General features: G+C 64.3%; 22 protein-coding genes and 2 pseudogenes. 14 read left to right on the top strand and 10 right to left on the bottom strand.

The window, feature by feature from the left end; genetic code table 11:
* Positions 1-12 precede the first annotated feature (12 nt).
* Both DQW50_RS05395 and DQW50_RS18410 read left to right on the top strand, forming a co-directional pair.
* Positions 13-330 (top strand): annotated as a pseudogene (locus DQW50_RS05395) (restriction endonuclease); the annotation flags it as partial.
* A 48-nt stretch (positions 331-378) separates the two neighbouring features.
* Positions 379-505 (top strand): annotated as a pseudogene (locus DQW50_RS18410) (IS5/IS1182 family transposase); the annotation flags it as partial.
* A gap of 86 nt (positions 506-591) precedes the next feature.
* On the opposite strand, the gene DQW50_RS05390 reads toward DQW50_RS18410, so the two are convergent.
* Positions 592-3,564: an N-6 DNA methylase gene (locus DQW50_RS05390; protein WP_112078270.1), complete on the bottom strand. Its 2,973-nt coding sequence runs from the start codon at positions 3,562-3,564 to the stop codon at positions 592-594.
* A 441-nt stretch (positions 3,565-4,005) separates the two neighbouring features.
* Entirely contained in the window at positions 4,006-4,215 is a 210-nt protein-coding gene (locus DQW50_RS05385; protein WP_112078269.1) for a DUF1328 domain-containing protein, read from the bottom strand.
* Positions 4,216-4,818: 603 nt separating this feature from the next.
* Here DQW50_RS05385 and DQW50_RS05380 point away from each other — a divergent pair.
* Positions 4,819-5,262, top strand: coding sequence for a pyridoxamine 5'-phosphate oxidase family protein (locus DQW50_RS05380; protein ID WP_112078268.1), 444 nt, complete (start codon positions 4,819-4,821; stop codon positions 5,260-5,262).
* 196 nt (positions 5,263-5,458) lie between these two features.
* Here DQW50_RS05380 and DQW50_RS05375 read toward each other — a convergent pair whose 3' ends face one another.
* Positions 5,459-6,625, bottom strand: a complete 1,167-nt coding sequence (locus DQW50_RS05375) for a C45 family peptidase (RefSeq protein WP_112078267.1) — start codon at positions 6,623-6,625, stop codon at positions 5,459-5,461.
* Between the two features lie 99 nt (positions 6,626-6,724).
* Here DQW50_RS05375 and DQW50_RS05370 point away from each other — a divergent pair, with 99 nt between their 5' ends.
* The 3 genes from DQW50_RS05370 to DQW50_RS05360 all read left to right on the top strand — a co-directional run bounded on the left by DQW50_RS05370 (position 6,725) and on the right by DQW50_RS05360 (position 11,720).
* Positions 6,725-7,594 (top strand): aldo/keto reductase, encoded by an 870-nt coding sequence (locus tag DQW50_RS05370; RefSeq protein ID WP_112078266.1) that lies wholly within the window; start codon positions 6,725-6,727, stop codon positions 7,592-7,594.
* Positions 7,595-7,679: 85 nt separating this feature from the next.
* The gene (gene fdhF / locus DQW50_RS05365; RefSeq protein WP_112078265.1) at positions 7,680-9,830 is read left to right on the top strand and encodes a formate dehydrogenase subunit alpha; all 2,151 of its coding nucleotides are present in this window, start codon (positions 7,680-7,682) and stop codon (positions 9,828-9,830) included.
* 183 nt (positions 9,831-10,013) lie between these two features.
* On the top strand, positions 10,014-11,720 hold the full coding sequence (locus DQW50_RS05360) for a formate--tetrahydrofolate ligase (RefSeq protein ID WP_112078264.1): 1,707 nt from the start codon (positions 10,014-10,016) through the stop codon (positions 11,718-11,720).
* Positions 11,721-11,723: 3 nt separating this feature from the next.
* Here DQW50_RS05360 and moaC read toward each other — a convergent pair whose 3' ends face one another.
* Together moaC and DQW50_RS05350 are read right to left on the bottom strand one after the other, a co-directional pair.
* On the bottom strand, positions 11,724-12,212 hold the full coding sequence (moaC, locus tag DQW50_RS05355; protein WP_112078263.1) for a cyclic pyranopterin monophosphate synthase MoaC: 489 nt from the start codon (positions 12,210-12,212) through the stop codon (positions 11,724-11,726).
* Complete coding sequence (locus tag DQW50_RS05350) at positions 12,205-13,683, bottom strand: NAD(P)H-hydrate dehydratase (protein ID WP_112078262.1); 1,479 nt, start codon at positions 13,681-13,683, stop codon at positions 12,205-12,207. The genes moaC and DQW50_RS05350 overlap by 8 nt, the downstream gene beginning before the upstream one ends.
* Before the next feature lie 192 nt (positions 13,684-13,875).
* Between DQW50_RS05350 and DQW50_RS05340 the strand changes: the two genes are divergently transcribed.
* Entirely contained in the window at positions 13,876-14,268 is a 393-nt protein-coding gene (locus DQW50_RS05340; RefSeq protein WP_112078261.1) for a metalloregulator ArsR/SmtB family transcription factor, read from the top strand.
* A 15-nt stretch (positions 14,269-14,283) separates the two neighbouring features.
* Here the strand turns inward: DQW50_RS05340 and DQW50_RS05335 are convergent, their stop codons facing one another.
* Genes DQW50_RS05335 through DQW50_RS17810 form a run of 3 tightly spaced genes read right to left on the bottom strand, consistent with a single transcriptional unit; the run spans position 14,284 to position 15,824 of the window.
* Positions 14,284-15,285 carry a permease gene (locus tag DQW50_RS05335; protein ID WP_112078260.1) on the bottom strand — a complete coding sequence of 334 codons (1,002 nt, stop codon included), beginning with the start codon at positions 15,283-15,285 and terminating at the stop codon, positions 14,284-14,286.
* Positions 15,282-15,680, bottom strand: coding sequence for a metalloregulator ArsR/SmtB family transcription factor (locus DQW50_RS05330; protein WP_112078259.1), 399 nt, complete (start codon positions 15,678-15,680; stop codon positions 15,282-15,284). The genes DQW50_RS05335 and DQW50_RS05330 overlap by 4 nt, the downstream gene beginning before the upstream one ends.
* A 6-nt stretch (positions 15,681-15,686) precedes the next feature.
* On the bottom strand, positions 15,687-15,824 hold the full coding sequence (locus DQW50_RS17810; protein WP_157964846.1) for a hypothetical protein: 138 nt from the start codon (positions 15,822-15,824) through the stop codon (positions 15,687-15,689).
* Between the two features lie 727 nt (positions 15,825-16,551).
* Between DQW50_RS17810 and DQW50_RS05325 the strand changes: the two genes are divergently transcribed.
* The 3 genes from DQW50_RS05325 to DQW50_RS05315 all read left to right on the top strand — a co-directional run bounded on the left by DQW50_RS05325 (position 16,552) and on the right by DQW50_RS05315 (position 20,002).
* Positions 16,552-17,385: an MBL fold metallo-hydrolase gene (locus DQW50_RS05325; protein WP_112078258.1), complete on the top strand. Its 834-nt coding sequence runs from the start codon at positions 16,552-16,554 to the stop codon at positions 17,383-17,385.
* 94 nt (positions 17,386-17,479) lie between these two features.
* Complete coding sequence (locus tag DQW50_RS05320) at positions 17,480-19,048, top strand: hypothetical protein (RefSeq protein ID WP_112078257.1); 1,569 nt, start codon at positions 17,480-17,482, stop codon at positions 19,046-19,048.
* 48 nt (positions 19,049-19,096) lie between these two features.
* Complete coding sequence (locus DQW50_RS05315) at positions 19,097-20,002, top strand: hypothetical protein (protein ID WP_112078256.1); 906 nt, start codon at positions 19,097-19,099, stop codon at positions 20,000-20,002.
* Positions 20,003-20,048: 46 nt separating this feature from the next.
* Here DQW50_RS05315 and glmM read toward each other — a convergent pair whose 3' ends face one another.
* Positions 20,049-21,383 (bottom strand): phosphoglucosamine mutase, encoded by a 1,335-nt coding sequence (glmM, locus tag DQW50_RS05310; RefSeq protein WP_112078323.1) that lies wholly within the window; start codon positions 21,381-21,383, stop codon positions 20,049-20,051.
* A 768-nt stretch (positions 21,384-22,151) separates the two neighbouring features.
* Here glmM and DQW50_RS05305 point away from each other — a divergent pair.
* Positions 22,152-22,532 (top strand): DUF5805 domain-containing protein, encoded by a 381-nt coding sequence (locus DQW50_RS05305; protein ID WP_112078255.1) that lies wholly within the window; start codon positions 22,152-22,154, stop codon positions 22,530-22,532.
* Entirely contained in the window at positions 22,525-23,556 is a 1,032-nt protein-coding gene (locus DQW50_RS05300) for a tyrosine-type recombinase/integrase (RefSeq protein ID WP_112078254.1), read from the top strand. Before DQW50_RS05305 ends, DQW50_RS05300 begins: the two co-directional genes overlap by 8 nt.
* Before the next feature lie 205 nt (positions 23,557-23,761).
* On the opposite strand, the gene DQW50_RS05295 is transcribed toward DQW50_RS05300, so the two are convergent.
* Complete coding sequence (locus DQW50_RS05295) at positions 23,762-24,184, bottom strand: universal stress protein (RefSeq protein ID WP_112078253.1); 423 nt, start codon at positions 24,182-24,184, stop codon at positions 23,762-23,764.
* 99 nt (positions 24,185-24,283) lie between these two features.
* Here DQW50_RS05295 and DQW50_RS05290 point away from each other — a divergent pair, with 99 nt between their 5' ends.
* Both DQW50_RS05290 and DQW50_RS05285 read left to right on the top strand, forming a co-directional pair.
* Positions 24,284-25,015, top strand: a complete 732-nt coding sequence (locus DQW50_RS05290; protein WP_112078252.1) for an SOS response-associated peptidase — start codon at positions 24,284-24,286, stop codon at positions 25,013-25,015.
* A gap of 204 nt (positions 25,016-25,219) precedes the next feature.
* Positions 25,220-26,158, top strand: coding sequence for a DUF4349 domain-containing protein (locus DQW50_RS05285; RefSeq protein WP_112078251.1), 939 nt, complete (start codon positions 25,220-25,222; stop codon positions 26,156-26,158).
* Position 26,159: the final 1 nt, after the last annotated feature.

Raw genomic sequence — 26,159 nt, 5'->3', positions numbered from 1 at the left:
CCTGAAAAGGATATGTTATATAAGAACACATTTCAAAGAGATGGTTCAACAAGAGACCTCCAGGAGTTGAGGAAGCGGAATAAAGAGATCGACCCGATCACGTTTGAAAACCTCTGTAAGAGCGTCGTCGAGGAAGTCGAGGACCCAGACGGAATCGAGACTACACGGAGAAGCAAGGACCACGGGATCGATATACTGGGATACGTTGGTAACGAGTTCTATACTGGTGAATTTCGGATCCAAGTAAAACAGTACAATAGAGAAATCTCTTCGGGAGCGGTTCGTGAATTAGCAGGATCACTTCAGGGCGAAGGAGTCGGGTTCGGAATACTGATCACTACCTCATCGTTTACCAAAGATGCTACCGAGAAGGTCAGTGACACCGAGTTTTCGACGATTAAGCACACGCTCGGGCACGCACTGCGTGGGCCGAGCGTGGTACCGCGAATTTCGTGAGATCGTTCTGATGTGTGCGGTCTACAACATCAAACGAGCCGTGAAATAGTGAAATCAGACGCCGTCTGGCGATTCACCAGAGCCCAATTAGGGGATGTAGATATCGTAGTTAGAGAGATGAATGATCGCCTGAATTCACACGAACTCGGATAGGTTAGTTCCCTCGCCCTCACCTCGTGAAAACGTCCGAGTAACCTCTCCATCAAATTCCTCAACGTCCTCAACAAGTACTTTTGCCTCCGCACCACTACTGATCCGGCGCTGAACCATTCCCTCATATAGATCGCGGAATCTCTCAACAGATATATCAAGATCGAGGACATCTAGAATTAATTCGTCAATTGTCGTTTGTGCGTCGGAATCACCCTCAATAAGTCGGTCCTTCGCTTCAGCGAGTCGTTCCTGTATATCCGGATCTAGTTTACTCACATCTAATACGGGCACTGAAGACACTTCGTAAGTCATGAGTTGTAAGGCACCACCCCCCTCGGCTCGTCCCCACGTTTCTAACAGTGCCTTGTAGATCGTCGAATTAAAAAAGGCAACCATCGCATCGGAGTCAACTGATTGATCAATATTGATACAGTCGATCGCATTCGATGGCATAAGCCGATCCGGGTTTGCGATCGTGTACACCCGTTCGTTGAAGAACTTAGGATGAAGTATCTCTGGGGGTTCCAGAGTACCCAAATCAAACCACACGTCTCGGTTCTCACAGGTTGGCCCAGTGTTGTGTTCCTCACGCTCGCCCCACTCAATATACGCCAGCGCACCCGAGTAGCCGTCTCGTTTAAGCGCATTTTTTATTCTAGTTACTAGATCGGAGTCATCTGCGAGGCCAGCAGTCTCACGCTCTATTTGTTGGACATAATCATGGATATCGAAAAAGTACTTCTGAGTATCTTCAAACCGGACAACGCGTGAATCCACATCACGGATGCTCTTGATCGCCGGCAACAGGAATCGCCTATCTATATCCCAGTTTTGACGGTCCTCTTCGCTCACAAAGAAGAAATCAACTGCACCAGACATCTCTCCGCGTTTTATATCGCCGATATCGTCCAGTGGAACGAGGGCTGGGTGTTCAAGCAGTTCAATAAACTCACTTGGGGCACGGATGTATGGAAGAAGTTTACCCGGTCCGATATCCATCAAATACGATTGATCAACAGCAGTTACGCGGTAAGCCGGCCGGTCACGAATTTCCATGTATGCGCCTTTAGCGGTCTGATAATCAACCGCAACTGTATCAATAATATCATCGGCGTCCATTGACTCTCGAATCCGAATGAACGGAATTGTCGTGTTTTCACGTTCATGCTGATCTTCACACCGTTCAATCATCAGCAGGACGGTATCAACTAGTGCATCCTCAAAGGCCCGTGATGTGAATCCGACGACACCCTCAATTTTGTAATGATCAAATAGGAACTGCTGGAGGGATTCACCGTAGCGTGTGGTCAACCATTTGTTCGGAACGATGAACGCGAGACGCCCACCTAGTTGAAGAAATTGAGTCGCATGTGTGATGAAATACACATAAGCATCAGACTGCGCACTGATCGATTTGGAGCCATCAAGATATGTGGTGTATCCTTCTTTACCGAAAGCTCTGAGATGTGTCCGAAAGTGTTCCTTATTCGGATGTAACTCACCCTGCGGAATATACGGTGGATTACCAACAACAGCATCAAACCTCCCGAGTTCCCCAGACTCCTCAGAACCATCAATTCGGGTGTCAAGAAGACGATCTGTTTCGGGATCAATATTAAAGAAACTATCGTGGAAGACGTGAAGCCGATCCGTTGTTTCTTGAATGTTCTGCGATGAGAGATTTAGTGCTGTCAGATGGAGTGGGAAACGATTGATATCTACTGCTACTAACCCATCAATAAGTTTTTGATGACATATATTTCCGTATAAATCCTTGATAATGTTATAACTCTCTACAGTAAATGTCCCACTCCCACAGGCAGGATCAAGTACACGAGGACGTGTGTCTGAAGGTTGTCCTATACTTTCGTCCGGCCGGGAGATGGCCCACCGAGAAAGCGTTTCAGCGATTCGGGGATGAGTATAGAACTGTCCAAGTTGACGGCGTTCATCAGCTGGGATAAGTTGTTCATAAATTTCGCCCAACAAGTCCTCGTCGAGTTTCGTGATCCGCTCTGACTCGATATTGGCGACGAAATCTTCTAGCATCCTCAATGTTTTTTGATTATCGGGGAACGCGGCAAACAGATCGGATTGATCTTCGAAAACAGGACGGTAGTCTATTTCATCGACGATGGCGTTGAACTGTTGACGCAGGTGACGGGAGAGGTTCTTTGTTGTCGTATGCTCAGTAAGCGGATCGAGGGGGAAACCACTCTCAGTCTCAATAGGAGTCACCATCTCACCGGAATCAGGCTCGTACTCAGCACGAGTTTTTTCTCGAACAACTTCGTAGAACAGTATCCTGTTAGTAAGAAGGTACGCGTACTGCTTCGCGGCTATTTCAAATTGTTCGCTCTCAACAAGTGATTGATAATCGTTTTCTCTAATCCAGTCATCGAAAGCTTGTGAGAACTGCTCGTTTTGTCCGTGTTTTTTCGTTGCTAAAGCCTTGTATGTAGGCCAAACAGAGGAGTGAAAGCTTCGTAGAATACCGACAATCCGATCGCGCTCCTGTTGTGACGGGAGATCTCCTTGTTTGTGTACATGCTCTACTGCGGAGAGGAGTTCATCAACAAAATCCGATATTTGCTTCTGGCGGAGGTCAAAATACAGGAACTCAATGTTAGAAACGTCGATTTCGCCATCATAGTAATAGAAGAAAAAGTCCTTAGAATTACACGTAGCGAAGAATTTGGTACTGAGGTCTTCTGCGTAATCTCGCGCTTGTCGAATAACTTCCCGATCACGTGGGAATACATCGTCACGCTTGACCTCAATAACTAAATCACCATTTAGTGGACTAGGAACATAGATATCAGCAAACCCACTATCAACTGTTTTCTCGGCAACAGGCTCTTCAAAAAGCGTCTCAAATTCACGAATATGGTCCTGTAATCTGGTGAACAGGACGCTACGAAATTCTGCCTCCTGAGCGATATCTTCAGTTGACATACTGGTGCGCTATAGAAGGACTAGTATCAAACCCTCGGGGGTACGTGTGAAATTCCGATTCCTGGGGGACGGGATCCTCCGTCATGATACATACCATGATATGACCTGTACATAACTGCCGTGGAACGTGCTGTTCCATCGTGCTCCGAGCCGGTATCGATGGCGGTGCTCGGATACGGTGTGAAACGGAACGCGACACGTTTCCAACGTGATACCTGTCCGAAAACGACCGGTCCAGAGGTCGTTCGGACGGTATCGACGTCGGTTCGTGCGACGGGAAGCGACACCGTAGCTGTCGATGGGATTCGACATTCGGCTTCGCCTCGCTGGATTATCGTCTCCGAATACTGCTTGGGTACTGGGACAGCTGGTGTCGATCGGATCCGATCAACCGTGAATCGTATTCGCCCTGCTCCCCGTGGATCGTATTCGTCCTGCTACTCACAGGACGAACGAGACGATAGCGAGGACGACGAAGATGATGACGAGCCACTTGGCGATGCTCATGCTCAATCCGGCGACCCCGCTGGCACCTGCGATCCCAGCGACCACTGCCAGGACCAGAAAGAGGATCGCAAGTCCGATGAGGTCTCCTCCGAACTGGAGCGGGATCTGTGTGGTTTGGTCGACGACGGTTCGGGTGAGTTCCATACCGGGCCTCTCGTCGCTACCCCGTTAGTTAGTCGATAAATATTGGGGCACTGGACTGCGCCGTCTCACATTAGGAATGGGTAATCCGGATTTCGGATCCCCATGGCCGAACTCAACCACCCCGCGAGCCTACCGAGTCGATCGGTTTGGAGGTTGTGGATCGAGAGCGGACACCCCTGAGATCAGTGGACAGGGGATTCACGATCCCTAGCTTGGTGGAAACCACGAACCCGGCGGTCATCTCGTGGGTGAACGAGACCGTGGACCGCTACCTCGAACGCTCGCGAGCAGTCGAATGGGGCGAAGTCGCCGATCGGCCCCCGTAACGCCAGTGTGTCCCCTTTCTGACCGGACGAGTGGTGTCCACGGGTGACGAGTGGTGTCCACGGGTGACGAGTGGTGTCCACGGGTGACGAGTGGTGTCCGCGGGCGTCGTGTCGATCCGAACTCGCAGCGATACACCCGATCATCCCTTCCGCGTTTCCACGGACGTCCCGCTGTAGGCGTCACGGGCGAGCGAAACCGCTTGTCGGTTCGGGGACGCGTCCGTTCCGAGTTCATCTAACCAGAATGTATGAGTACCCGCCGGTTCAACTCCGGCCAATGAGGGAGCTGTCGAGCGACGAGATAGACGAGGTGTTGACCCGAAACGGCATTGGCATTCTCGGGTTGACCAGCGACGGTCAGCCGTACACGATCCCCATGTCGTTCGGATACGACGGCGAAAGGATGGCGTTCCCGATGCAGTGGGGGACGGGATACGAAGGACGAAAGGAACGGTACGCCGAGGCCAACGCGAACGCGTCGTTCGCCGTCTACGAGCAGGACCCCGACAGGCCACAGCACTGGCGAAGTATCGTTATGCTCGGGGAGCTGTACGAGGTCGAAGACGAACACGAAGACCGGGCGTTCGCCAGCTTGGCGGCGAACGCCGAGTTCGCGCCGGACCTCGGCGTGTGGGGGGTCCCCTTCGACGAAGTCGAACTTCGGTTGTTCGGACTTGCCGTCGATGAGTGTACTGGCCGAGAGTTCTCCCCTCGACCGTAGCGTGACCTGCGGTCACCGGTTCGGCAGGCCCGGTCACCGGTTCGGCAGGCCCGGTCACCGGTTCGGCAGGCCTAGTCACCGATTCGGCAGGCTGTATCCCACACACGACGACGTATCGGGTCGTACCTTTTGACGGTGTTCGTGGATTTCGGGGACGGCTTCCCCGATGAACACTAACGCACGTCCCGGGCCTCGATCACAACGCGTACTCGTGGTATTCACCCTCACAGGGCGGTCCGCGCTGGCCGAGTATCCGCCGTTCCTGGAGGTCGATGACGAGGCTGGCGTTGGTCTGTCCGTGCTCCACCGTCGGGAGCGATTCGTCGACGTGGCTACAGATGCTCGACGGGCGACCGAAGTGGTCCCGGAGTGCCCCGCGGATCGACGCCGTATCGACTCCGGATCCGTCCGAGTCGCCGGTCCCGGCCGCGTCCGCCGTGAGCAACCGGCGGAGGCGCTCGGCGCGGTAGAGCGTGCTCGGACCGCGCCGCTCGTTGACGCTCTCGACCGCGTCGGTCTCGAAGTGGTTCGAGTGCGTGAGGACGCCCCCGTCCGGATAGATCGGGTTGACGAGTTCGGGAGCCGCCTCGAGGTCGATCAGCTCGCCGTCGGCGTGTCCCACGAGGACGTTCGCGGAGCAGACGCGGTCGGTCTCCAGTATCGGCCGGAGGGCGTCGTCGTACCGCTCGGCGTCGAGCACCTCGCGGAACCGGACGTGGTAGGGTTTCCGGAATTCCTCGGTGCCGTCGCCCCCGGAAATGAGGCCGTTGACCGCGATCCCGATGCCGTGTTCGTTCACGCCGATCTTCCCGCCGACGATGCCCGCCTCCGTCATCGCCAACACGTCGGGTGCGTCCTCCCGACGTAGTTCCATCAGGAAGAGCGTATCGACGATCGGCGCGAGCCAGTCCCAGTTCTGGCCCATGTAGGTCGTCCCGTCGGCGGTCGCCGACGGCATCACCCCGAAGCTCGTACAGCCGTCGACGGTCGGGCTTCGCTCGACTTCCGGAGTCGCGTCGTGTCCGGATCCGGCCTCGGACTCGTCGGCCGCCTCGGTTCGTGCCTTCCACGCCGGATAGATCACCTCCCACCGGACGTTGAGCATCGTCACGTCGGCGAGCGGAACGCCGCTCCCCTCCGCTATGCCGCGCATCTCGGCGGCGTATGCCGGGCTCTCGCGTTCGATGTAGTCGACGTACTCGGCGGCGTGGTCGCGCATCGCGTCGACGTCGACGCCCTCGTGGGCGAACCGCTCGCGATACGTCTCGACGTTGGCGGCCACTTCCTCGGCGAACCGCTCGCCGTGTTCGATCCCGCGTTCGTTGGGTGTGCCTGACAACACCACGCGCTCGAATTCGGCCATGGGTCGAATGCGACCGGAGGGATGATAAAGCTTCGAGTGGCCGGCCGTCGCGGCGATACCGACCCCCACGACTTTGTCCTCGGCGGCCGACGAGCCCGTATGACGACGGAACCCCTCGACCCGGACGACACGTTCGACCTCGGTGACGGACTCGCGGTCTCACGACTCGGGTTCGGTGCGATGCGGCTCACCGGCGAGGACGTCATCGGTACCCCGGCGGACGAGCGGGCGGCGAGGTCGGTCCTCCGACGGGCGGTCGACCTCGGCGTCGACTTCGTCGACACCGCCGACTCCTACGGGCCGGGGGTCAACGAGCGGTTGATCGGCGAGGAACTCGACGCGGGCGACGACGTCGTCGTCGCCTCGAAAGCCGGACTGCTCCGGAACCGCGACGGCGACTGGATCCCCCACGGCGACCCGGACTTCCTCCGAAACCAAGTCCTGTGTAGCCTCGACCGACTCTCGACCGACTCGATCGACCTGTATCAGCTTCATCGCCCCGACCCGGAGGTGCCGTTCGAAGAGTCCGTTCACGCCTTCGCCGAGATGAAGGACGCCGGCCAGATCGACCGCGTCGGCCTCTCGAACGTCTCCGTCGACCAGCTGGAGACCGCACGGGAGGTAGTCGAGATCGCGACGGTCCAGAACCGGTACGACGTGGGCAACCGCGGGGAGGAGGACGTCCTCCGCGCGTGTGAGGGGTACGACATCGGGTTCATCCCGTGGGGCCCGATGTACGCGGTCGAAGAGGGCGGGGTTGCGGAGGTGTTGGAGGCGGTCGCCGACGAACACGACGACACGACGCCCCGACAGGTCGCGCTCGCGTGGTTGCTCGAACGTTCGGACGTGACCCTGCCGATCCCCGGGACGTCGAGCGTCGAGCACCTCGAATCGAACGTCACAGCCTCGCGGTTGGAACTGACCGACGACGACGTGGCGAAACTGGACGGGATCGACCCGCAGAGCTGATCTCGGAAGGGATGACCACCGATACACTCATGGAACTAGCGACATAGATCGTGACATATGAACACGCTTCGAGCGAGTGATCGACATGTCCAGTGAGGGTGACGAGACGGTCAAGACGATCTGCCCGTACTGCGGCGTGGGCTGTGGGATCGGGATCCAGCAGGGCGAGGACCTGGGTGACGTGAACTTCCGGCCGTGGGGCGACGCCCCGGTCAACGAGGGACGGATCTGTATCAAAGGCGGCGCAGCGACGCAGGTGATCGACCACGAGGACCGGCTGACGGAGCCGCTGATCAAAGAAGAGGGCGAGTTCCGCGAGGCGACGTGGGAGGAGGCGTACGACCGGATCGTCTCCGAGATGGAGCGGATCCGGGAGGAGCACGGCCCCGACGGGATGGGCTTTTACGGCTCCTCGAAGACGATGAACGAGGAGAACTACCTCCTCCAGAAGATCGCGCGCCGGTACGGCACCAACAACGTCGACAACTGTACCCGGATGTGCCACGCCTCGACCGTCTGGGCGCTCCGGACCAGCCTCGGAGCGGGCGCGATGACGAACAGTATGGAGGACTTAGAGGAGGCCGCGGACGTCTTCTGGATCCAGGGGGCGAACCCCGGCGAGCAGCACCCGATCGCCAACAGCCAGTACTTCCGGCAGGCGGTCCTGGAGGGCGCGACGGTCATCCAGGTCGACCCCCACGCCAACAAGACCACGCGGTCGTTCGACATCGAGGAGACCGACCGCCACATGCACCTCCAGGTGAACCCCGGCGCGGACATCCCCCTCCTCAACGTCGTCCTCAAGACGGTCCTCGAACGCCACGAGGCGGAGCCCGACGCGGGCTGGATCGACGAGGAGTTCGTCGAGGAGCGGACCGAGGGGTTCGACCACCTCCGGGAGACGCTCGCGGACTTCGACAAGGAGGCAGCCGCGGCGGAGGCGGGCGTCCCGCTCGAGGACATCGAACTCGCGGCCGAGAAGTACGCGATGGCGAACAACGCCGCCATCTTCACCGGGATGGGGATGAGCCAGCACACCTGCGGCGTCGACAACGTCCAGAACGAGATCAACCTCGCGTTGATCACGGGTAACCTCGGTAGGCCCGGGACCGGCGTCAACCCGCTGCGCGGCCAGAACAACGTCCAGGGGACGAGCGACGTGGGAGCGATGCCGAACGTGCTCCCCGGCTACCAGCTCGTCGACGACGACGAGGCCCGCGAATCCGTCGAGGAGGTGTGGGGCTTCGAGGTGCCCGACGAGCCCGGACTCACGAACGTGGAGATCTCCCACGAGGCCGGCAAATCGGTCCACGGGCTCTACGTGATGGGCGAGAACCCGCTGATGAGCGAGCCCGACGGCAACCGGGTCGAAGAGCGGCTGAACTCGCTCGAGTTCATGGTCGCACAGGACATCTTCATGACCGAGACCGCCGAGCTCGCCGACGTCGTCCTCCCGGCGACGACGTGGGCCGAACGCGGGGGGACGGTGACGAACACGGACCGACGCGTCCAGCGGATGCGCGGCGTCGAGAAGGTCCACGAGAACACGAAACACGACCTCGAGATCCTGATGGAGGTCGGGAGCCGCCTCTTCGGCGAGGACGCGTTCCGCTTCGAGGACGTCGAGGCGGTCTTCGAGGAACTCCGTCAGGTGTGTCCGATCTACCACGGGATGACCTACGACGGGCTCGGCGAGGAGGGGCTCCACTGGCCCTGTTACGAGGAGGGCGACGAGGGCGACCAGTTCCTCTACGAGGACTCCTTCGACACCGAGAGCGGGCTCGGACAGATCGAGGGCGTCCGCCATCAGCCACCCGCGGAGGTGCCCGACGAGGAGTACCCGCTCATCCTCACCACCGCGCGGCTGGAGGAACACTACAACACGGGCACGATGAGCCGGCGCTCGCCCACGCTCTTGAAACAACACCCCGAGAACTTCGTCGACGTCCACCCGAACGACGCGGAGCGGTACGGGATCGAGGACGGCGACACGGTCACGCTCCGGTCACGGCGCGGCGAGATCGAGGTGAGAGCGCAGGTAACCGAGGATATCAAGGAGGGCGTCGTCTGGACGACGCCACACTTCGCGGCCGCCTCCGCGAACCGGCTCACGAACGACGTGCTCGACGACCGCGCGAAGATCCCCGAGTACAAGGCCGCCGCCGCCGACATCGCGGTGGCCGTCTCCGACGGCGGCGAGCCGGCGGACGACGACCCCGAACCCGCCGACGACTGACCCGTTTCCCGCGGTTTCGGGAGGGTCCGTTCTTCGGCTGTGCCGGACGGTCCGCCCCTTCACGCGGCCGAAAAACCTCCAACGCTCTCGACCCGTCCCCGTGAGAAACACCTCCAACGCTCTCGACCCGTCCCCGTGAGAAACACCTCCAACGCTCTTGACCCGTCCCCGTGAAGGGCAGGTATGGTGACGACAGACCCCGACGATGGAGCGCCCGAATCCGACCTCGCCATCGCGCGTGCGACCGACACCCGTCCCATCGAGGCGGTCGCTGGCGACCTCGGCTTGACGTCGGACGACATCGACCTGCGGGGTGCGGGTGTCGCGAAACTCACACTGGACGCGGTCCGGTCGGCGACCGCGGACGGGGCCGACGGCACGACCGTCCTCGTGACGGGGATGACGCCGACGCCGAAGGGCGAGGGGAAGACGGTGACGACGGTCGGACTCGGGCAGGCGCTCGCGGCGTCCGGCGAGTCGACGACGGTTGCGCTCCGTGAGCCCTCGCTCGGGCCGGTCTTCGGGATCAAGGGCGGCGCGGCCGGCGGCGGCTACTCGCAGGTGTTGCCGATGGAGGCGATCAACCTCCACTTCACCGGGGACATCCACGCGTTGACGGCCGCACACGACCTGATCTCCGCCGTGCTCGACAACCACCTCCATCAGGGAAACGACCTCGACGTCGACGTGCGACGGGTCGACTGGCCGCGGGCGCTCGATATCAACGACCGCGCGCTCCGCGAGACGGTCGTGGGACTCGGCGGCCCAACGCGCGGCGTCCCCCGTCAAGACGAGTTCGTGATCACCGCAGCCTCCGAGTTGATGGCGGTGCTCGGGCTCGCGACGGACCTGGCGGACCTCAAGACACGGATCGGGCGGATCGTCCTCGCGGAGGACGCCGACGGCGAGCCCGTGACTCCGGCCGACCTCGGCGTCGCCGGTGCGGTCACGGCGCTCCTTCGCGACGCGTTCCGTCCCAACCTCGTTCAGACGGTCGAGGGCGTCCCGGCGCTCGTCCACGGCGGCCCGTTCGCGAACATCGCCCACGGCACGAACACCCTCGTCGCCGACCGCGTCGGCGCGTCGCTCTCGGAGTACCTCGTCACGGAGGCGGGATTCGGCGCGGACCTCGGCGCGGAGAAGTTCGCCCACATCGTCGCCCGCGAGGGGATCGTTCCCGACGTCGCGGTCGTCGTCGCGACGGTCCGCGGAACGAAACGCCACGGGCTGGAGATGTGGCCGGCCGACTTCGACGCGCTCGCCGAGCCGGACGCCGAGGCGGTCCGTGCCGGGGTGGACAACGTCCGCCGTCACGTCGAGATCGTCGAGTCGTTCGGGGTTCCGGCGGTCGTCGCGATCAACGTGTTCCCCGACGACACGGAGGCGGAGCTCGCCGTCCTCGAGGAGGCGCTCGCCGACCGTGGGATCGACGTCGCCCGCTCGACCGCCTACGGCGAGGGCAGTGAGGGGGCGATCGAGTTGGCCGAGCGGGTCCGGGACCTCGCGGGGACCGGGGAGTTCGCGCCGCTGTACGACGTCGACGAGCCGGTCCGCGAGAAGATCTCGACGGTCGCCCGTGACGTGTACGGCGCGGACGGCGTGGAGTACGTCGACGGCGCGAGCGACGACGTCGACCGCCTCGAGGCGTGGGGGTACGGCGACCTCCCGGTGTGTCTCTCGAAGACGCCCTACTCCTTCTCGGACGACGCCTCGTTGACGGGCGTCCCCGAGGGGTGGACGCTCACGGTCCGGGAGGTGACTCCCTCGGCGGGTGCCGGGTTCCTCGTGGTCAAGACGGCGGACGTGATGACGATGCCGGGACTGCCCGCGGAGCCGGCCGCCGAACGGATCGACGTCGACGCCGACGGCGACGTCACCGGACTGTTCTGACGGCTAGTCGAGTTCTCGTTTCTCCTTCGAGACGACTTCCACGTCCGAAACGCGCGTGTCCGGATAGCCGCCATCGGCGTCCTTCTCCACAGCCTTCACCATGTCCCAGACGACGTTGAGTCCGGTCGTGACGCCCTCGAGCGCCTCCATCTCGCAACCGGTCTTGCCCGTCGTCTCCACGGCGACGGTCAGCTCGACGCGGTCGTCGTCGACGACGAACTCGGTGTCGGCGTTCGTGATCGGGATCTGATGGCACATCGGGATCGTCTCCCAGGTGTGTTTCACCGCCCCGATCGCGCCGATCCGCGCGGTCGCGAGCACGTCACCCTTCGCGATCCCGTCGGCGCGGATCGCCTCGACCGTGGACGGCGTGAGCCGGATCTCCCCGCGGGCGACCGCCCGTCGGGCCGTGTCGGGTTTTCCGCCCACGTCCACCATCTGGACGTCGCCGTCGGCGGTCGTGTGGGTCAGTTCGTCGTCGGGATCACTCATCGTACAGCGCGTGCGGGAGCCGGTCGATTAAATCCGTCGCCACGAGCCCGTGTCCGTTCTCCTCCGCGACTGCGTCGCCGGCGAGCCCGTTGACGTACGCGCCCACGGCGGCGGCCTCGAAGGGGCCGGTCCTGGCTGCGAGCGCGCCGACCGTCCCCGCGAGCACGTCGCCCGTCCCGCCGACGGTCATCCCGGGGTTGCCGGTTCTGTTCTGCCGAACCGTCCCGCCGTCGTCGCTCGCGATCACGTCGTACCGGCCCTTCACGAGGAGTGTGTGGCCGACCTCCGCAGCGAACTCCCGGACCAGTTCCGCGCGCTCGTCCGGGTCGGCCGCGGTCTCGCCGCCCATACCGCGGAGCTCACCCTGGTGTGGCGTACAGATCAGCTCCGCGTCGGTGTCGACCTCGGGGACGATCCGGAGCGCGTCGGCGTCGACCACCGCCCGCCCGGAGAATTCGGCGAGGAACCGCCGAACCAGCTCCATCGACGCCGCCGCGTCGCCGAGCCCGGGACCGATCACGACGACGTCCTGGTCGGCAGCGAGTTCCACGATCCGGTCGAGGTGATCCGGAGCGAGGAACTCACCCGGGAGCCCCCGGACGATGAGGTCCGCCGAGTACCCCTGTACCTCGTCGGCGATCGGTACCGGACATGCGACCCTGACGAGGTCTGCGCCGGCCCGGAGCGCGGCCCGCGCGGAGAGCGCCGGCGCGCCGGTGTAGGGACCGCCGCCGACGACGAGGACTTCCCCGTTCTCGCCCTTGTGCGAGTCCGGGTCCCGGCCCAATCCGCGGAGGTCGCCGGGGCCGGTGTACCGCTCCGCCGCGGCCGGGATCCCGATGTCGGCGACGGTCACCTCGACGTCGAGCCGGCCCAGCCCGGGCTTCGTGTCGTGGAAGGTCACGACCCGGTCGGCCTCGACGGCGACCGCCCCCTCCCCGCCGGTCGGCTCGCCCGTGTCGGCGTCGACCCCCGACGGAACGTCGACGGCGATCACGGTCGGGTCGGTCCCGTCCCGCGCCCCTCCCGCCGACGAGAGCGCGTTTATCGACTCGGCCGCGGTCCGCACCGGCTCGCGTAACGCGCCGGCGACGCCGGTGCCGAGCATCGCGTCGACGACGACGTCCGGCGACCCGAAGTCGATCTCGGCGGAGTCGCCGACCGTCTCGGTCGGGATCTCGGCCGTCCGGAGCGCCTCCCAGTTCTCGCGGGCGATCGCGGTCCCGATCGACTCCGGTCGCCCGAGCAGGTGGACCGTCACGTCGCGGTCGGCGAGGAAGCGGACTGCGACGAACGCGTCCCCGCCGTTGTTCCCGCGGCCGCACACGAGCGCGACCTCGTCGTCGGGCTCGCTCGCGGACCGGACTTCCCGGGCGACAGCGTTGCCCGAGGACTCCATCAGCTGTTTCCGCGGGACGCCGAGGGCCGCCGCGTTCGCGTCGACGGCTGCCATCCGATCGCTCGAGAGCATACCGGCGATCCGTGGGTGACGGGCATAACGGTGGTGGCTCCCCGCGTGCGGTGACTTGGGACCTGACGGTCCATAACGATTAATCTCGCCTCGGTTCAACGCCCACCCGGACGGGTTCGAGGCCGAGTTCACGGACAAGCCCCACCCTCAAAACGCCGAAGGCCTTTAGGGTGGGGTAGTTGACTCGCGTGTATGTCATCGACCGATCGTCTACAGCGGTACGTCGCCGCCGAGTACGGCTCCTGTACGGACGAGGAGCTCTCCGAACGGCTCGCGGAACTGGAGGAGCTGAACGAGGGTATCGACGGGTCCGACCTCGAGAGCGACGTCGAACTCCTGTCGGCGCTCGGGAACGAGACGCGGTACGAGATCGTTCGGATGCTCCACACGGCCGACGACGAGCTGTGCGTCTGCGAGCTCTCGCCGCTTTTGGACGTGAGCGAAAGCGCGATCAGCCACGCCCTCTCGAAGCTCACCGACGCCGGGCTCGTCACGCGCCGGAAAGCGGGGAAGTGGCGGATGTATCGCGCCACGCCGCGGGCGAACGCCGTCCTCGCCGCGCTCGACGGCTCGCGGTCGCCCTGAACGAGAAACGCCGGGTCAGAGCAGGCCGACGAAGACGGTGTTGAACGACACGCCGATCGCGATCCCGATCGTCACGACGGTCGTCGCGTAGATCGCGAGCAATCGCCGTTCGAACAGCTTGTTCAGGAGGATCAGGTTCGGGATGCTGATCCCCGCACCGCCGACGACGAACGCGATCACCGTGCCGATCGGGATCCCCGCCTCGGTGAGCGAGTGGGCGATCGGCAACATCCCGCTGATGCTCACGTAGATCGGCGCGCCGGCGAGCGCGGCCAGTGGCGTCGCGAGCGGATTCTCCGGCCCCGCGATCCGCTGGAGGAACTCCGCGGGCACGGCCCCGTGGATCAGCGCGCCGATCGCGATCCCGATCGCGATGTAGGGAAGCGTGTCGCGGAAGAAGGAGAGGGCGCCCCTCCCGGCCGCGGTCACGCGTTCCTTGTGGGTCCGGTTCGTCGCGTCCGTCGCGCACTCACAACAGCCGGACTCAGCGCCGGTCGTCGACGAGGCACCCGGCGCGGGCGCGCCGCCGTCGGTCTCGATCTCGCGGCCCCCGGCCGTGATCCGCACGTCCTTGACGTAGCCGTCGAGGTCGAGCATCCCGATGACCAGCCCCGCGACGATCGCCGCGAGTAGCGCGGTCGTCACGTACGCGACGGTGACGGCGGTCCCGAACAGTCCAAAGAGCAGGAACACGGCGATCCAGTTGACGATCGGCGAGGCGATCAGGAACGAAAACGCCATACCCGTCGGCGCGCCGGCACCCAGCAGACCGGCCAGGACGGGAACGGTGGAACACGAGCAGAACGGCGTCACGGCGCCGAGTCCCGCTGCGAGGACGTTCCCGCTCCCGTGGTCGCGCGATCGAAGCATCTCCTCGACGCGCTCGGGCGGGAGGTACTCCTGTGCGAGGCCGACGAGGAACGACGCGCCGATGAAAAGCGGCGTGAGGACCATCGCGAGGTGGAGGAAGTAGTCCCACGAATCGAGCAATGCCGATTCGGTTCCCGCTGGGATCATCGATCCTCTCCCAGCGCAGCGGCCAGATCGAGCAGTTGGAGGCTCGCCGTGTCCGCGATCCGATAGTACGTCCACTTCCCGTCCTTACGAGTGTTGACGATACCCGCGTCGCGAAGCTTCCGGAGGTGGGACGCGACCGTCGACTGCGGCGCGTCCAGCACGGCCTCCAGTTCGCAGGCACAGAGCTCGCCCTCCCGGAGCGCGTGAACGATCGCGAGCCGCTTTCGGTTGGCCAGCGCCTTGAACGACGACAGCTCCGCCTCGATGGCCGCGTCCTCGGCGCGTCGCGTCGCCGGGAACGGACCGTCACAGCAGGTTCCCTCCTCCGTCCGTCGGAGCGTTCCGCTGGCGGATTCCGAGCCCGCACGGCTTGCCGCGTTCGGGTCGTTCGACATCGCCGGTCAGTCCTCCGTGCGATCGGCACTCCCGTTCGGCGCATCCTCCGCGGGTTCGTCGGCGTCTACCTCCTCGATCTGTATGTCACAGCAACTCTCCTCGTCGTTCGACTCGCCGCCGAGCAATCGGTTGAGTATCGACATACATATCGATATAACCCGATATGACTTAACTCGTTTGGTCGATCGCTCAATCGTCTTTCCGAATTCGAGTAGAGAAACACGTTCGAACGAGAGCGGATCGATGAGAGCGACAGATCTGAACGAAGACGCGCGTCCGACATCCAGCGAGATCGTTCCCAGGGCTCGTCTTTTCGGGCGTTTATCCACCTCATTCTCCGGATCACTACAGCGTGGATCCGGGGACCTCGTCGTTATCGTAGTTCGTTTACACGGACACGTCTACGAACTCGAGCGGATGTCGAACGATACGTCGGAACGGATGACCGGGCATGACACCAAACGAACCGTAAAAAGTAGATGTGTATTGGCGGGCCGCCGGGCGAAGAGAGCAGGTGCCAGCGTGACGGGAGTGCTCCCGCTGGTCCGCGCGATCTCCTTCCAGGGGACGTTCGGCTGGGCCGGCTACGAGACGGGACGGGTCGAGAGCACACGGACCGTCGAACGATGCGGCCTCCTCACACGTGGACGACGACTCGAGTACTCGATCGGTAAGCAGCACCCTTGTATCGACTCGATACGCCTCGAAACGGGCCCATCCTCCGGAGCTGTGGTGTTTCGGACGGACCCACAATTTGGTATCGCAATATATGGTTTATGTGGCGCAGATCGAACAGAGATCATGACATCTGTTGACACGAACCGAACCGACTCCGGAACGGTTAGGGGGCAAGCCGAGACAGGGGGAGACATGACGCGTTCCGACTGGGGCGACTGGCTGCCGCACGCGGTGGCGGAGGCCGACCCCGAGACGGTGTCGCTGTGGTATCTCGGCTGTAACGGGTTCGCGATCAAGGGTCGCGACGGGACCGTCCTCTGGATCGACCCGTACGTGGGCACCGGCGACCCGCCGCGGACGGTGCGGATGATCCCGGTCCCGTTCGACCCCGACGACGTCGACGTCGGGGACGCGGTGCTCGCGACCCACGAACACACCGACCACGTCCACGGGCCCTCACAGGCCCCGATCCTCGCGAACACGGGGTGTGAGTTCGTCGCGCCCGACGACTCGCTGGCCGTCGCCCGCGAGGACGAGCGGTGGACCGAGGAGTGGGCCGTCGACGGCGAGCAGTTCACCGAGGTGACCGAGGGCGACGAACTCCGGATCGGGGAGTTCACGGTCCACGTCGTCGAGACGCACGACCCGGACGCGACCCATCCGGTCGGCTACGTGATCGAGCACCCGACGGGGACCGTGCTCCACGCCGGTGACAGCAAACCCTCGCCGTCGTTCCCGGAACTCGCCGGGGAGTACGACGTCGATCTCGGGATCCTGGCGTTCGGTTCGGTGGGAACGATCCCCGACAAGGAGAGCGGTGAGCCGGTTCGAACCAAGTGGTATAGCGACGAGAACGAGATCGTCGAGGCCGCGAGCGCGCTGGAGCTCGATCGACTCGTCCCCACCCACTGGGACATGTGGAAGGGGCTGACGGCGGACCCGACGGCGCTTCACGAACACGCCCGAAGCTTCGAGTATCCCGAACGGCTGGAGATCGTCGAGATCGGCGACCGGATCGAGCTGTAGCCCGTCGTCTCGCCGGACATTCGGCGCGGAAGTCAGTTATCACCCCTGAGAGGTTGCCCATGGAATTTAAGCCTTTGCTTACGGAGGGTAGCGTATGAACGAACGGACGGCCGAAGCGACGACCGTGGAGGAGGACGGCATCCGGGTCGAGAAGTCCTTCACCGACGACGCGTTCCCGGTACCCGCGGTAACCTTCGATCTCTCTTCCCACCGCGACGACGCGGTTCGAGTTCGGATAGTCGACCGGATTCCGGACGTGTTCCCGATGGATCGGGTGGGATTCCACCCCGACTACGAGAGCGAGAACTGGACGGCGTACAAGGACCACCGGGTGGAGTTCGAACGGGTCCTCGAGCCCGGCGAATCCGTCGAGACGGTCTTCGGGATCCGCGACGACGACCCCGACCTAGATGGATTCCTCGCAACGCCGATCATCGAACACGTCCCCGTCGGCGAGGAGATCGGGGACGTGCTCGGGACCGGCGAGACCGATGCGGTTCGGGAAGTCCTCTCCGGGGACCGCGAGACGCTCCCGGGCATGGAGGAGGAACCCCTCGACGAGCAGGCGGTCGAGCCCGAAGACGGGGCCGAACCAGACGCAGTGGTACCCGAACCCCGGACGGTCGCCGACGGGACGACTGCGGCGGTTACCCCACACGAGACGACCGAAGACGAGGGGACCGACGCCGAAGACGACGAGGCCGAAGCGGAAGAGACCGAAGACGACGAGGCTGAAGCGGAAGAGACCGAAGACGACGAGGCTGAAGCGGAAGAGACCGAAGCGGAAGCGGCCGAAGACGACGATGGAGCGGAGACGACGTCCGCACCCGAAGGAGAAGGCGTCACCACGAGCGCGACAGCTGGCGGGATCGCGGCAGGGCTGGCCGAAGAGATCCGATCCGGGGAGGTCGACGAGGACGACATGGAACTCCTCCGTGCGGAACTCGATCTCGGCGTCCCGCGAAGCGTCGACGTCCGGATCAGTCGACTCCAGTCGAGCGTGTCGGACATCGAGGCGTACGCCGACGCGCTCGCCGAGTTCATCGACGACGAGGGGACCGCCCGCGAAGTCCTCGACGGGCTCGACGCCCGCGTGGACGAGGTGGAGGCCACGGTCGATTCCCTCGATACCCGACTCACGGCCGGCGAACGGGCACACGGCGAGCTCGCGGACGACGTCGAATCGATCGAGGACGACGTCACGACGGTACGCGAGGACGTCGACTCCGCGGAGACGACGGTCGCGGGCCTCGAGGAGACCGTTTCGGCGGTTGAAGCGACCGCTCACGGGCTCGAAGCGACCGTACAGGACGTCGCCGGGGACGTGGCCTCGCTCGAGGCCGACCTCGCCGGACTCGACGACGCGCTCGACGACGTCGGCGACGACGTCGAAACGCTCTACGAGGAGGTCGACGACGCCGCTGCCGGCGTCGAACGGGCCGACGAGCGGATCGACGACGTGGAGGAACGGTTCGGCCGCTTCGAGGAGGAGTTCGACGACCTGTGGGACGACCTCGCGGAGGTCGACTCGCGGCTGACCGACGTCGAGGGACGGCTCGGGGACGACCTCGAGGACGTCGAAGCCGAGCTGGAAGCGATCGACGACCACCTGGAGGAGCTCGAAGCGTTCCGAAAGCGGCTCAACGAGGCGTTCGGCCCGTAGCCGTTCGAAAGCGCAACCCGTTTTAGCCGCGGCGACCCACTCCGGGTAATGACCGACCCGCTCCCGGTCGCCGTTCCACGAAAGGGTCGTCCGCTGGAGGCCGTTCTCGAGCGGATCGCCGACGCCGGGCGAACCGACGAACTCGACGAGCTCGCCGACCGCGTGAGCAACACGCTCCGCTACGAGAAGGCGGTGACGAAGGGGTCCGTCGAGGCGGAGGAGGGACCGTACAACCGGCTCGCGGAGTACTCCGACCCGTCGAAACCGGAGAACCCGGAGTTCACCCTGCTCCGCGACGATCGCGAGGGGAAGCCGCGCCGGATCGTCTTCGACGCGGCGACTGTCACCGTCGGCAACGTCGACCTGAAGCTCGTCGGCCGCGAGGAGCCGTTCCGGGCGCTCCGGACCCACGAGTTCGCGCTCGGGTTCGACTCGGCGGACCTCGTGTTGGAGGAGGTGGTCGGGATCCGGGAGACCGGCCTCGCCGGACTGGCCGACGTCAACGACCGGATCGACCCGGTGGACACGGACGTCCGCGTGGTGAGCGGGCTCGGCGACACGGTGTACCACACGCTGATGGGGCGACCGGACGCGCTCGCGCCCGGCGAGGAGTTGGATCGCGAGTTCCTCGCGGGCTACGAGGGTCCGCTCTGCATCTCGCCGCGATACGAGCGTCTCGTCACCGCGGTGTTGGGGACGGATACGCTCCGTGGCGTCGAATTCGTCTATCCGGACTCCGAGGTCCCCGAGGAGGCGGCGATCGCCGAGACGGGTCTCGGCGTCTATCTCACCGTTACCGGATCGACCGCGCGGGACCACGGACTCGTCCTCGGCGAGCACCTCTTCCCGAGCGAGACGGTCGTGATGCGGAACACCGCGGAGCGGGACCCCGGCCTCGACCGGGCGCTCGCGGTTTTCGACGGCCTGGAGACCGGCTCGGAGATCACCGTCTAACGACGGGACGCATACGAGGTACGGGAGAGGAACGAATAGGCCGACGTCAGTCGGTCCGGAGGTGGTCCTCGACCAGCCCACTGGCGGTCTCGAAGACGGCGTCCGCTCGCTCGGGGTTCCGAGCTTCGGCAGTCACCCGGATCCGTGGCTCCGTTCCGCTCGCACGCACGAGGAACCAGGCGTCCCCGAGTTCGACCCGGACCCCGTCGAGGGTGTTCACGTCGTCGTAGTCGGCCCGGACGGCGGTTGCGACCCGCTCCATGACCGCCGCCTTCTCGGAGACCTCGAAGGTCGTCCGACGGATGGGGTACCGATCGATGCTGTCGACCTGCGCTGCCAGCGGGCCCGCATCGGCGACGAGTTCGACCAGTTTCGCTGCCGCCAGCGGCCCGTCCGGACAGAGCGTGTCCTCGGGGAAGATCCACGCCCCGCTCGGCTCGCCACCGAAGACGACGTCGCCTTCCCTGGCCCGTTCGGCGACGAAGACGTCGCCGACGCGCGTCAGGACGACCTCCGCACCGACGTCCTCGAGCGCGTCCGCCACGAGGAGGCTGGTGTCGACGGGGACCGCGACCCGGTCGCCCTGCTCGATAGCCTCCCGGGCGAAAAGCGCCAACAGGACGTCGCCGGGCACGAACTCCCCGTCGCCGGTGACGGCCATCATACGGTCGGCGTCGCCGTCGTGAGCGATCCCGAGGTCGGCGTCGGTCGCCGCGACCGTCGCAGCGAGCGTCGAACAGTTCTCGGCTGTCGGCTCACTGGGTCGTCCCGGGAACCGTCCGTCCGGCTGGGCGTTGAGCGTCTCGATCGAGCAACCGATCGCCTGGAGCGCCTCGACGCTCACGCCGCCCGCTCCGTTGCCGAGGTCGACCACGACCGATGGGGGATCCGACACCTCGACGGCCCCGGCGATCGCCTCGACGTGGCTCGTTCGTGCGTCCGTCCACGACGACCGCTCGCCGAGGGCGTCCCACGACTGTCTATCGAAATCGCCCGTCCGGATCCGCCCCACGAGACGGTCCTGACCGGATCGGTCGTACGCTTGCCCGGAGGGCTGCCACAGCTTGAGGCCGTTGTCCCGTGGCGGGTTGTGCGAAGCGGTCACCACGACCCCGGCGTCGGCGTCCCGTTCGGCGATCCCGCGGGCGACCGTCGGCGTCGCTTCGACCCCGACGTCGACCACGTCGGTCCCACACTCGGTCAATCCCGCCGACAGCGCGTCGACGAGGGTCGAGCCGCTGGTTCGCGCGTCCCGTCCGACGACGACCCGGTCGGCCTCGCTCGCCAGCGCACGCCCGACCGTGAGCGCGAGGTCGGCGTCGACGTCCGCGCCGACACGTCCCCTGATGCCGCTCGTCCCGAAGTACTCTCGCTCCGTCATCGTCCTCTCATCCGGGAGCGACCCGTATATATCCCGGAGGAGGAACCCCACGACCCCCATCCTCGACATCGTCCACCGAAGTCGCTATCGACCGATCCGCGACTCCCCCGAAACTCGAACCAGCAAAAAATATCGCAACATACGGTATACGAGATCGGTGTCGGACGGCACCACCCCCTCCGATACTCCAGAGAGCGGGTCGGACAGCCGTCCGACCCGGGGAACACGTGGAGCGGTATCCCGTCGCTACCGGCGTCCCGAAGCCCCCGACCGCGAGGGTGGGACACGGATGAGAGGTCACTCACGGGCGCGTATTGGACGGCGAATGTGTTCGTCTTCCCGACCGAGAGAACGGACTGACGGCCGTTGTGAGCGCGTGTCAACCCGACATCCCTCCGAGGCTGGTGGAAGCCGTTCGTTCCGGGAGCGACGCCGAAGCCGTGTCGGTCACGCCTCGATATCGGACCGGTCGTGATATCGCGTCGTTCCCGTCGTTCCAGTATTACGAGAGATCCACGGGGCGACACACACGTGGAGTTGAGGATCGAATCGGTCCCGATCGGGCCGATCCTTGCGGCATATACTAATCCAAACCTTTGGGCCTACGTCAGGTGCTCGAAGATCGACACAAATGGACCTATTGTAGTAATATACCGATATATAGTCCCAGTAAACTCCGTAAGAGTAGGTACAAGTTCTGGTATAAGTGACCTTATCCCGAAATATGGGGTACTTTGAAGTCGGACGGGTGAGAGGTGGCCGGTAGGGATGAGTCAAGACCGCCGTTCGGTGAAGACGTACGTCCCCGCCGAACAGAAGTCGACGTGGCAACGACACGCCGACGAACTCGGGATGTCACAGAGCGAGTTCGTCAGAACGATGGTACAGGCCGGGAGGCGCGGGTTCTCGCTCTCGACCGAGAGTAACCGCGAGCAACCCGATCCTGAGGGGTCGAACCCCGGGGGTAACGACCTCGAAAGGCGGATCGAATCAGCGATCGCGGACGGCCACCGCTCGTGGGACGACCTCGTCGAGGCGGTGTTCGACGGGTTCGAGGAGAGCCTCGAGGAAGCGCTCGACTCGCTCCAGGAACGCGACCGCGTCCGGTACAGCGGACGCGAGGGAGGGTACACGCTCGTCGATGAGTAGCGGCCCGCACACGGTCGAGGATCCCGACGACCCGATCGAATACTTCATCGAGGACCTGACCTATCACGGGAAGTCGGATCGGACGAGGGAATCGTACGAACGGGTCCTCAGGCGATTCGAGGGGGTCCTCGACGAGGGGACGACCCCAGCAACCGCGACTCATCGTGACTGTATGGCGTTCGTCCACTCGTTGCGGGGTGACGTCGCCGACAGCACGGTCGCGACCTACGCGGCGTACCTCCACCGGTTTTACGGCTACATGACCGAGGTCGGCGCGTTCGAGGGGAATCCCATGACGCTCGTGATGGAGGAGATGGACGAGACCGTCGACAAGGACCCCGCCCGGAGGGACGTCCCGATCCCCCGAATGCGTTCGTTCGTGGCGGGGATCACCCACCCGCTCCACCGCGCGGTCGTCTGTACGTTGTTGAAGACGGGAATTCGGGTCGGGGAGCTCTGTAACCTCGACCTCCGCGATCTGTCGGTGACGGACCCGGAACTCGAATCGGCGTACGAACTGGGGACGCGCCCGGCGCTCGCCGAGCGGCCGAACTCGCTGTACGTGACGCCGGACGCGACCGTGGGCGAGGAGTTGAACGGCGAGGCGCGAACCGCTTCCAACAAGCGGAAGCGGGAGACCGTCATCCCCGTCGACGGGGAGCTCCGAACGACGCTGAAGCGGTGGCTCGCGATACGGCCGGACACGACGTCGCCCGCGCTCTTCGTGAACACGACGGACGGGTGGGGAGAGCGACTCGATCCGCAGGCCGTCCGCCACATCGTCGAGCGGTACGCCCGCGACGCGGGCTGGTATCGAACCGGTGGCGGCGCGGGCGAGAACGTCACCCCGCACTACTTCAGACACTTCTTCACGACACACCTCCGTGACAGGACGGGCGACCGCGGCGTCGTCAAGTACCTCCGAGGGGACGTCGCCGACGACGTCATCGACACCTACACCCACAACTGGGGGGACCAGGTGCGGGAGACCTACGAGGCGAACGTGTACCGGCTGTTACGGTAGCCGGAAACGGTCCACTTGGACGTATCCGCTCGATTTCGTCGGACTTCGTCCGTCAAAATTCGTCTCGTACCGAGCATATAAATTGTATGTCGCTATATCAATAGTGGCGCCGTCTCGTTTCCTCATCGAATGTAACGACCCCCCCGGATTCCGGAGGCGAGTACCGTCTGTCGTCGTTTCCGTCGGGTCGTTCCCGCTCCGATCGCTATTTGACGAGCGTCGTCGGAACGTCGGTTTGACGGACGACGGCCTCGGCAACGCTCCCGAGCAGGAGCCGTGAGAGACCCTCGCGACCGTGGGTCCCCATCACGACGTGATCGAACCCCTCCTCCCGGACGTACTCGACCAGCCGTCGGTCCGCCTCACCCAAGAGATACGTCACGGCGACCGGGCGGTCGTCCGCGACGTCGCGGATCGTATCGAACACTCGCCGGGCAGTCTCGTCACCGATCCCGTCCAGCTCCGTCGGATCCGCGCCGTACACCTCCTCCGCGTCGGACGGGAGCATGTCCAGTTCGGGGTACGCGACGTGGACGACCGTCACCCGGGCGTCCGCGAAGAGTTCGAGCGCGTACTCGAGCGATTTGCGGCCCAACGGCGAGTCGTCCATCGCGACGAGGAGTTCCATACCGACACCTTCCGGACGGACCCGTATAGTTCTCACCCGACCCTCCGGCCGACGATCGGGTCCCTATTTAATACTGTTCGACCGAAACGTCGATTGGTGATGTGTGGCCGGTACACGCTGTTCACGCCCGTCGAGGAACTCGAGTCGCGCTTCGGCGTGACGTTCGGGGAGGGTTTCGAGCCCAGCTACAACTGCGCACCCGGCGAGGACCTCCCGGTCGTGACGGCGGAGGACCCGGATCGGGCGACCCAGATGACGTGGGGACTGACCCCGTCGTGGGCCGAGGAACCGTTCGAGTTGATCAACGCACGTGCGGAGACGATCCGAGGCAAGCGGAGCTTCGCGGACGCCTACGAGTCCCGACGGTGTCTCGTTCCCGCCGACGGGTTCTACGAGTGGGTCGACGCCGGTGACGGGTCCGGGAAGCGACCCTACCGTGTCGCCTTCGAGGACGACCGTCCGTTCGCGATGGCCGGCCTGTACGAACGGTGGACCCCTCCGAAGCCCGAGACGACCCAAACCGATCTCGGCGCGTTCGGCCGCGGGACGGACGCGAACGAGCGAGAGAACGGGGACGGCGATCGGACCCGCGAGACGTTCGCCGTCGTGACGACCGAGCCGAACGACCTGGTCGCCGACCTCCACCATCGGATGGCGGTGATCCTCGCGCCGGACGAGGAGGAGCGTTGGCTCCACGGCGATCCGGAGGAGGCGGCGGCGATGATGGACCCGTACCCGGCCGCGGGTATGGAGGCGTATCCGGTCTCGACGCGCGTGAACGCCGCCGGAACCGACGGTGCGGACCTGATCGAGCCGATCGGCGTCGAGTGAGGACGTGGGCGGTGTGACGTCGGCGCCACCGACGGCGGTCAGCGGGGAGACCGACGGCGGTCAGCGGGGATACGGGCCGCGATCGGGGTGAAGACGACCGCCGGCGAGATGGCTGTCGGCGAGGCCGGGTGCGTCGGATCCGAGGGACAAACGGGCGTTTGTTCCTTGCGAGCCTTTACCGCGGTCGCGGCGCGTCTCACCCACATGGACACGAGACGACTGCTGCTCGTCGTGACGGTCGCGGGGCTCGTGGCGCTCGCGGGCTGTTCCGGTGCCGGGACGGGAGGTGCCGGAGGGGGTGCGGACGCCGGCGACGACGCGCCCGAAACGGCGTCCCCCGAGGGCGACGGAGCCGGCGCGTCGAACGGGGACGACGGCGCGACCGAGAGCTCCGACATCGCAACCGAGGACGGCGAGACGGTCACCGCGGTGGCGGAGCGCCGACTGATCCGCACCGGCGACCTCCGGGTCACCGTCGATTCCTTCGCGGAAGCGGACGCCGAGGCGCGAACGGTCGCCGAGGAGTACGGCGGGTTCGTGAGCGAATCGACCCGCGAGACCCACGAGCGGGGCGACGAAGAGTTTACCGGGGGCACACTCACGCTTCGCGTGCCGAGCGAGGAGTTCGACGCCGTGATGGCCGACCTCGAGGCGCTCGGGGACGTCGAGCGGTCGACGACGGAGAGCCGGGACGTCACGGACCGGATCGCCGACCTCGAGGCACGCTTGGAGAACAAGCGAGCCGAACGCGACCGACTCAGGGAACTCTACGAGGGCGCCGACACGACGGAGGACGTGCTGGCGGTCCAGCGGGAACTCGCCGACGTACAGGAGGAGATCGAACGGATGGAGGCCGAACGGGCCGCCCTGGAGGAGCGGGTCGCCCTGTCGACGATCCGGGTCGAACTCCGCGAGGAGCCGCCCGAACCGTCGGCCGTGTCGACGGCGTGGTACGACACCGGCGTGGCGACCGCGTTCCTCGAATCCGTCCGAGGGCTCGGAACGCTCCTTCGGGCCGTCGTCGTCGGTACCGCTTACGCTTTGCCGTATCTCCTCACAGCCGGCGTTCCGCTTCTCGGCGTCGGGTTCGCGATCCGCCGCCGGGTCAGGCGGTCGATGGCGACGTCGGAGCCGGAGGACTGAT

It is taken from the genome of Halorubrum sp. 48-1-W (genome assembly GCF_003287355.1).
Taxonomy (GTDB): Archaea; Halobacteriota; Halobacteria; order Halobacteriales; family Haloferacaceae; genus Halorubrum.
Note: the sequence above shows the minus strand (reverse complement) of the source record. Positions and strands in the feature narration are given on the sequence as shown.

Excerpts from the sequence above, each read along its gene's own strand:
- DQW50_RS05335 (WP_112078260.1), bottom strand. The coding sequence starts at position 15,285 with ATGATCCCAGCGGGAACCGAATCGGCATTGCTCGATTCGTGGGACTAC.
- DQW50_RS05295 (WP_112078253.1), bottom strand. The coding sequence starts at position 24,184 with ATGGAACTCCTCGTCGCGATGGACGACTCGCCGTTGGGCCGCAAATCG.
- DQW50_RS05330 (WP_112078259.1), bottom strand. The coding sequence starts at position 15,680 with ATGTCGAACGACCCGAACGCGGCAAGCCGTGCGGGCTCGGAATCCGCC.
- DQW50_RS05390 (WP_112078270.1), bottom strand. The coding sequence starts at position 3,564 with ATGTCAACTGAAGATATCGCTCAGGAGGCAGAATTTCGTAGCGTCCTG.
- DQW50_RS05325 (WP_112078258.1), top strand. The coding sequence starts at position 16,552 with ATGACGCGTTCCGACTGGGGCGACTGGCTGCCGCACGCGGTGGCGGAG.
- DQW50_RS05285 (WP_112078251.1), top strand. The coding sequence starts at position 25,220 with ATGGACACGAGACGACTGCTGCTCGTCGTGACGGTCGCGGGGCTCGTG.
- DQW50_RS05375 (WP_112078267.1), bottom strand. The coding sequence starts at position 6,625 with ATGGCCGAATTCGAGCGCGTGGTGTTGTCAGGCACACCCAACGAACGC.
- DQW50_RS05290 (WP_112078252.1), top strand. The coding sequence starts at position 24,284 with ATGTGTGGCCGGTACACGCTGTTCACGCCCGTCGAGGAACTCGAGTCG.
- DQW50_RS05370 (WP_112078266.1), top strand. The coding sequence starts at position 6,725 with ATGACGACGGAACCCCTCGACCCGGACGACACGTTCGACCTCGGTGAC.
- DQW50_RS05360 (WP_112078264.1), top strand. The coding sequence starts at position 10,014 with ATGGTGACGACAGACCCCGACGATGGAGCGCCCGAATCCGACCTCGCC.
- DQW50_RS05350 (WP_112078262.1), bottom strand. The coding sequence starts at position 13,683 with ATGCTCTCGAGCGATCGGATGGCAGCCGTCGACGCGAACGCGGCGGCC.
- moaC (WP_112078263.1), bottom strand. The coding sequence starts at position 12,212 with ATGAGTGATCCCGACGACGAACTGACCCACACGACCGCCGACGGCGAC.
- DQW50_RS05300 (WP_112078254.1), top strand. The coding sequence starts at position 22,525 with ATGAGTAGCGGCCCGCACACGGTCGAGGATCCCGACGACCCGATCGAA.
- DQW50_RS05320 (WP_112078257.1), top strand. The coding sequence starts at position 17,480 with ATGAACGAACGGACGGCCGAAGCGACGACCGTGGAGGAGGACGGCATC.
- glmM (WP_112078323.1), bottom strand. The coding sequence starts at position 21,383 with ATGACGGAGCGAGAGTACTTCGGGACGAGCGGCATCAGGGGACGTGTC.
- DQW50_RS05340 (WP_112078261.1), top strand. The coding sequence starts at position 13,876 with ATGTCATCGACCGATCGTCTACAGCGGTACGTCGCCGCCGAGTACGGC.
- DQW50_RS05315 (WP_112078256.1), top strand. The coding sequence starts at position 19,097 with ATGACCGACCCGCTCCCGGTCGCCGTTCCACGAAAGGGTCGTCCGCTG.
- DQW50_RS17810 (WP_157964846.1), bottom strand. The coding sequence starts at position 15,824 with ATGTCGATACTCAACCGATTGCTCGGCGGCGAGTCGAACGACGAGGAG.
- DQW50_RS05305 (WP_112078255.1), top strand. The coding sequence starts at position 22,152 with ATGAGTCAAGACCGCCGTTCGGTGAAGACGTACGTCCCCGCCGAACAG.
- DQW50_RS05385 (WP_112078269.1), bottom strand. The coding sequence starts at position 4,215 with ATGGAACTCACCCGAACCGTCGTCGACCAAACCACACAGATCCCGCTC.
- fdhF (WP_112078265.1), top strand. The coding sequence starts at position 7,680 with ATGTCCAGTGAGGGTGACGAGACGGTCAAGACGATCTGCCCGTACTGC.
- DQW50_RS05380 (WP_112078268.1), top strand. The coding sequence starts at position 4,819 with ATGAGGGAGCTGTCGAGCGACGAGATAGACGAGGTGTTGACCCGAAAC.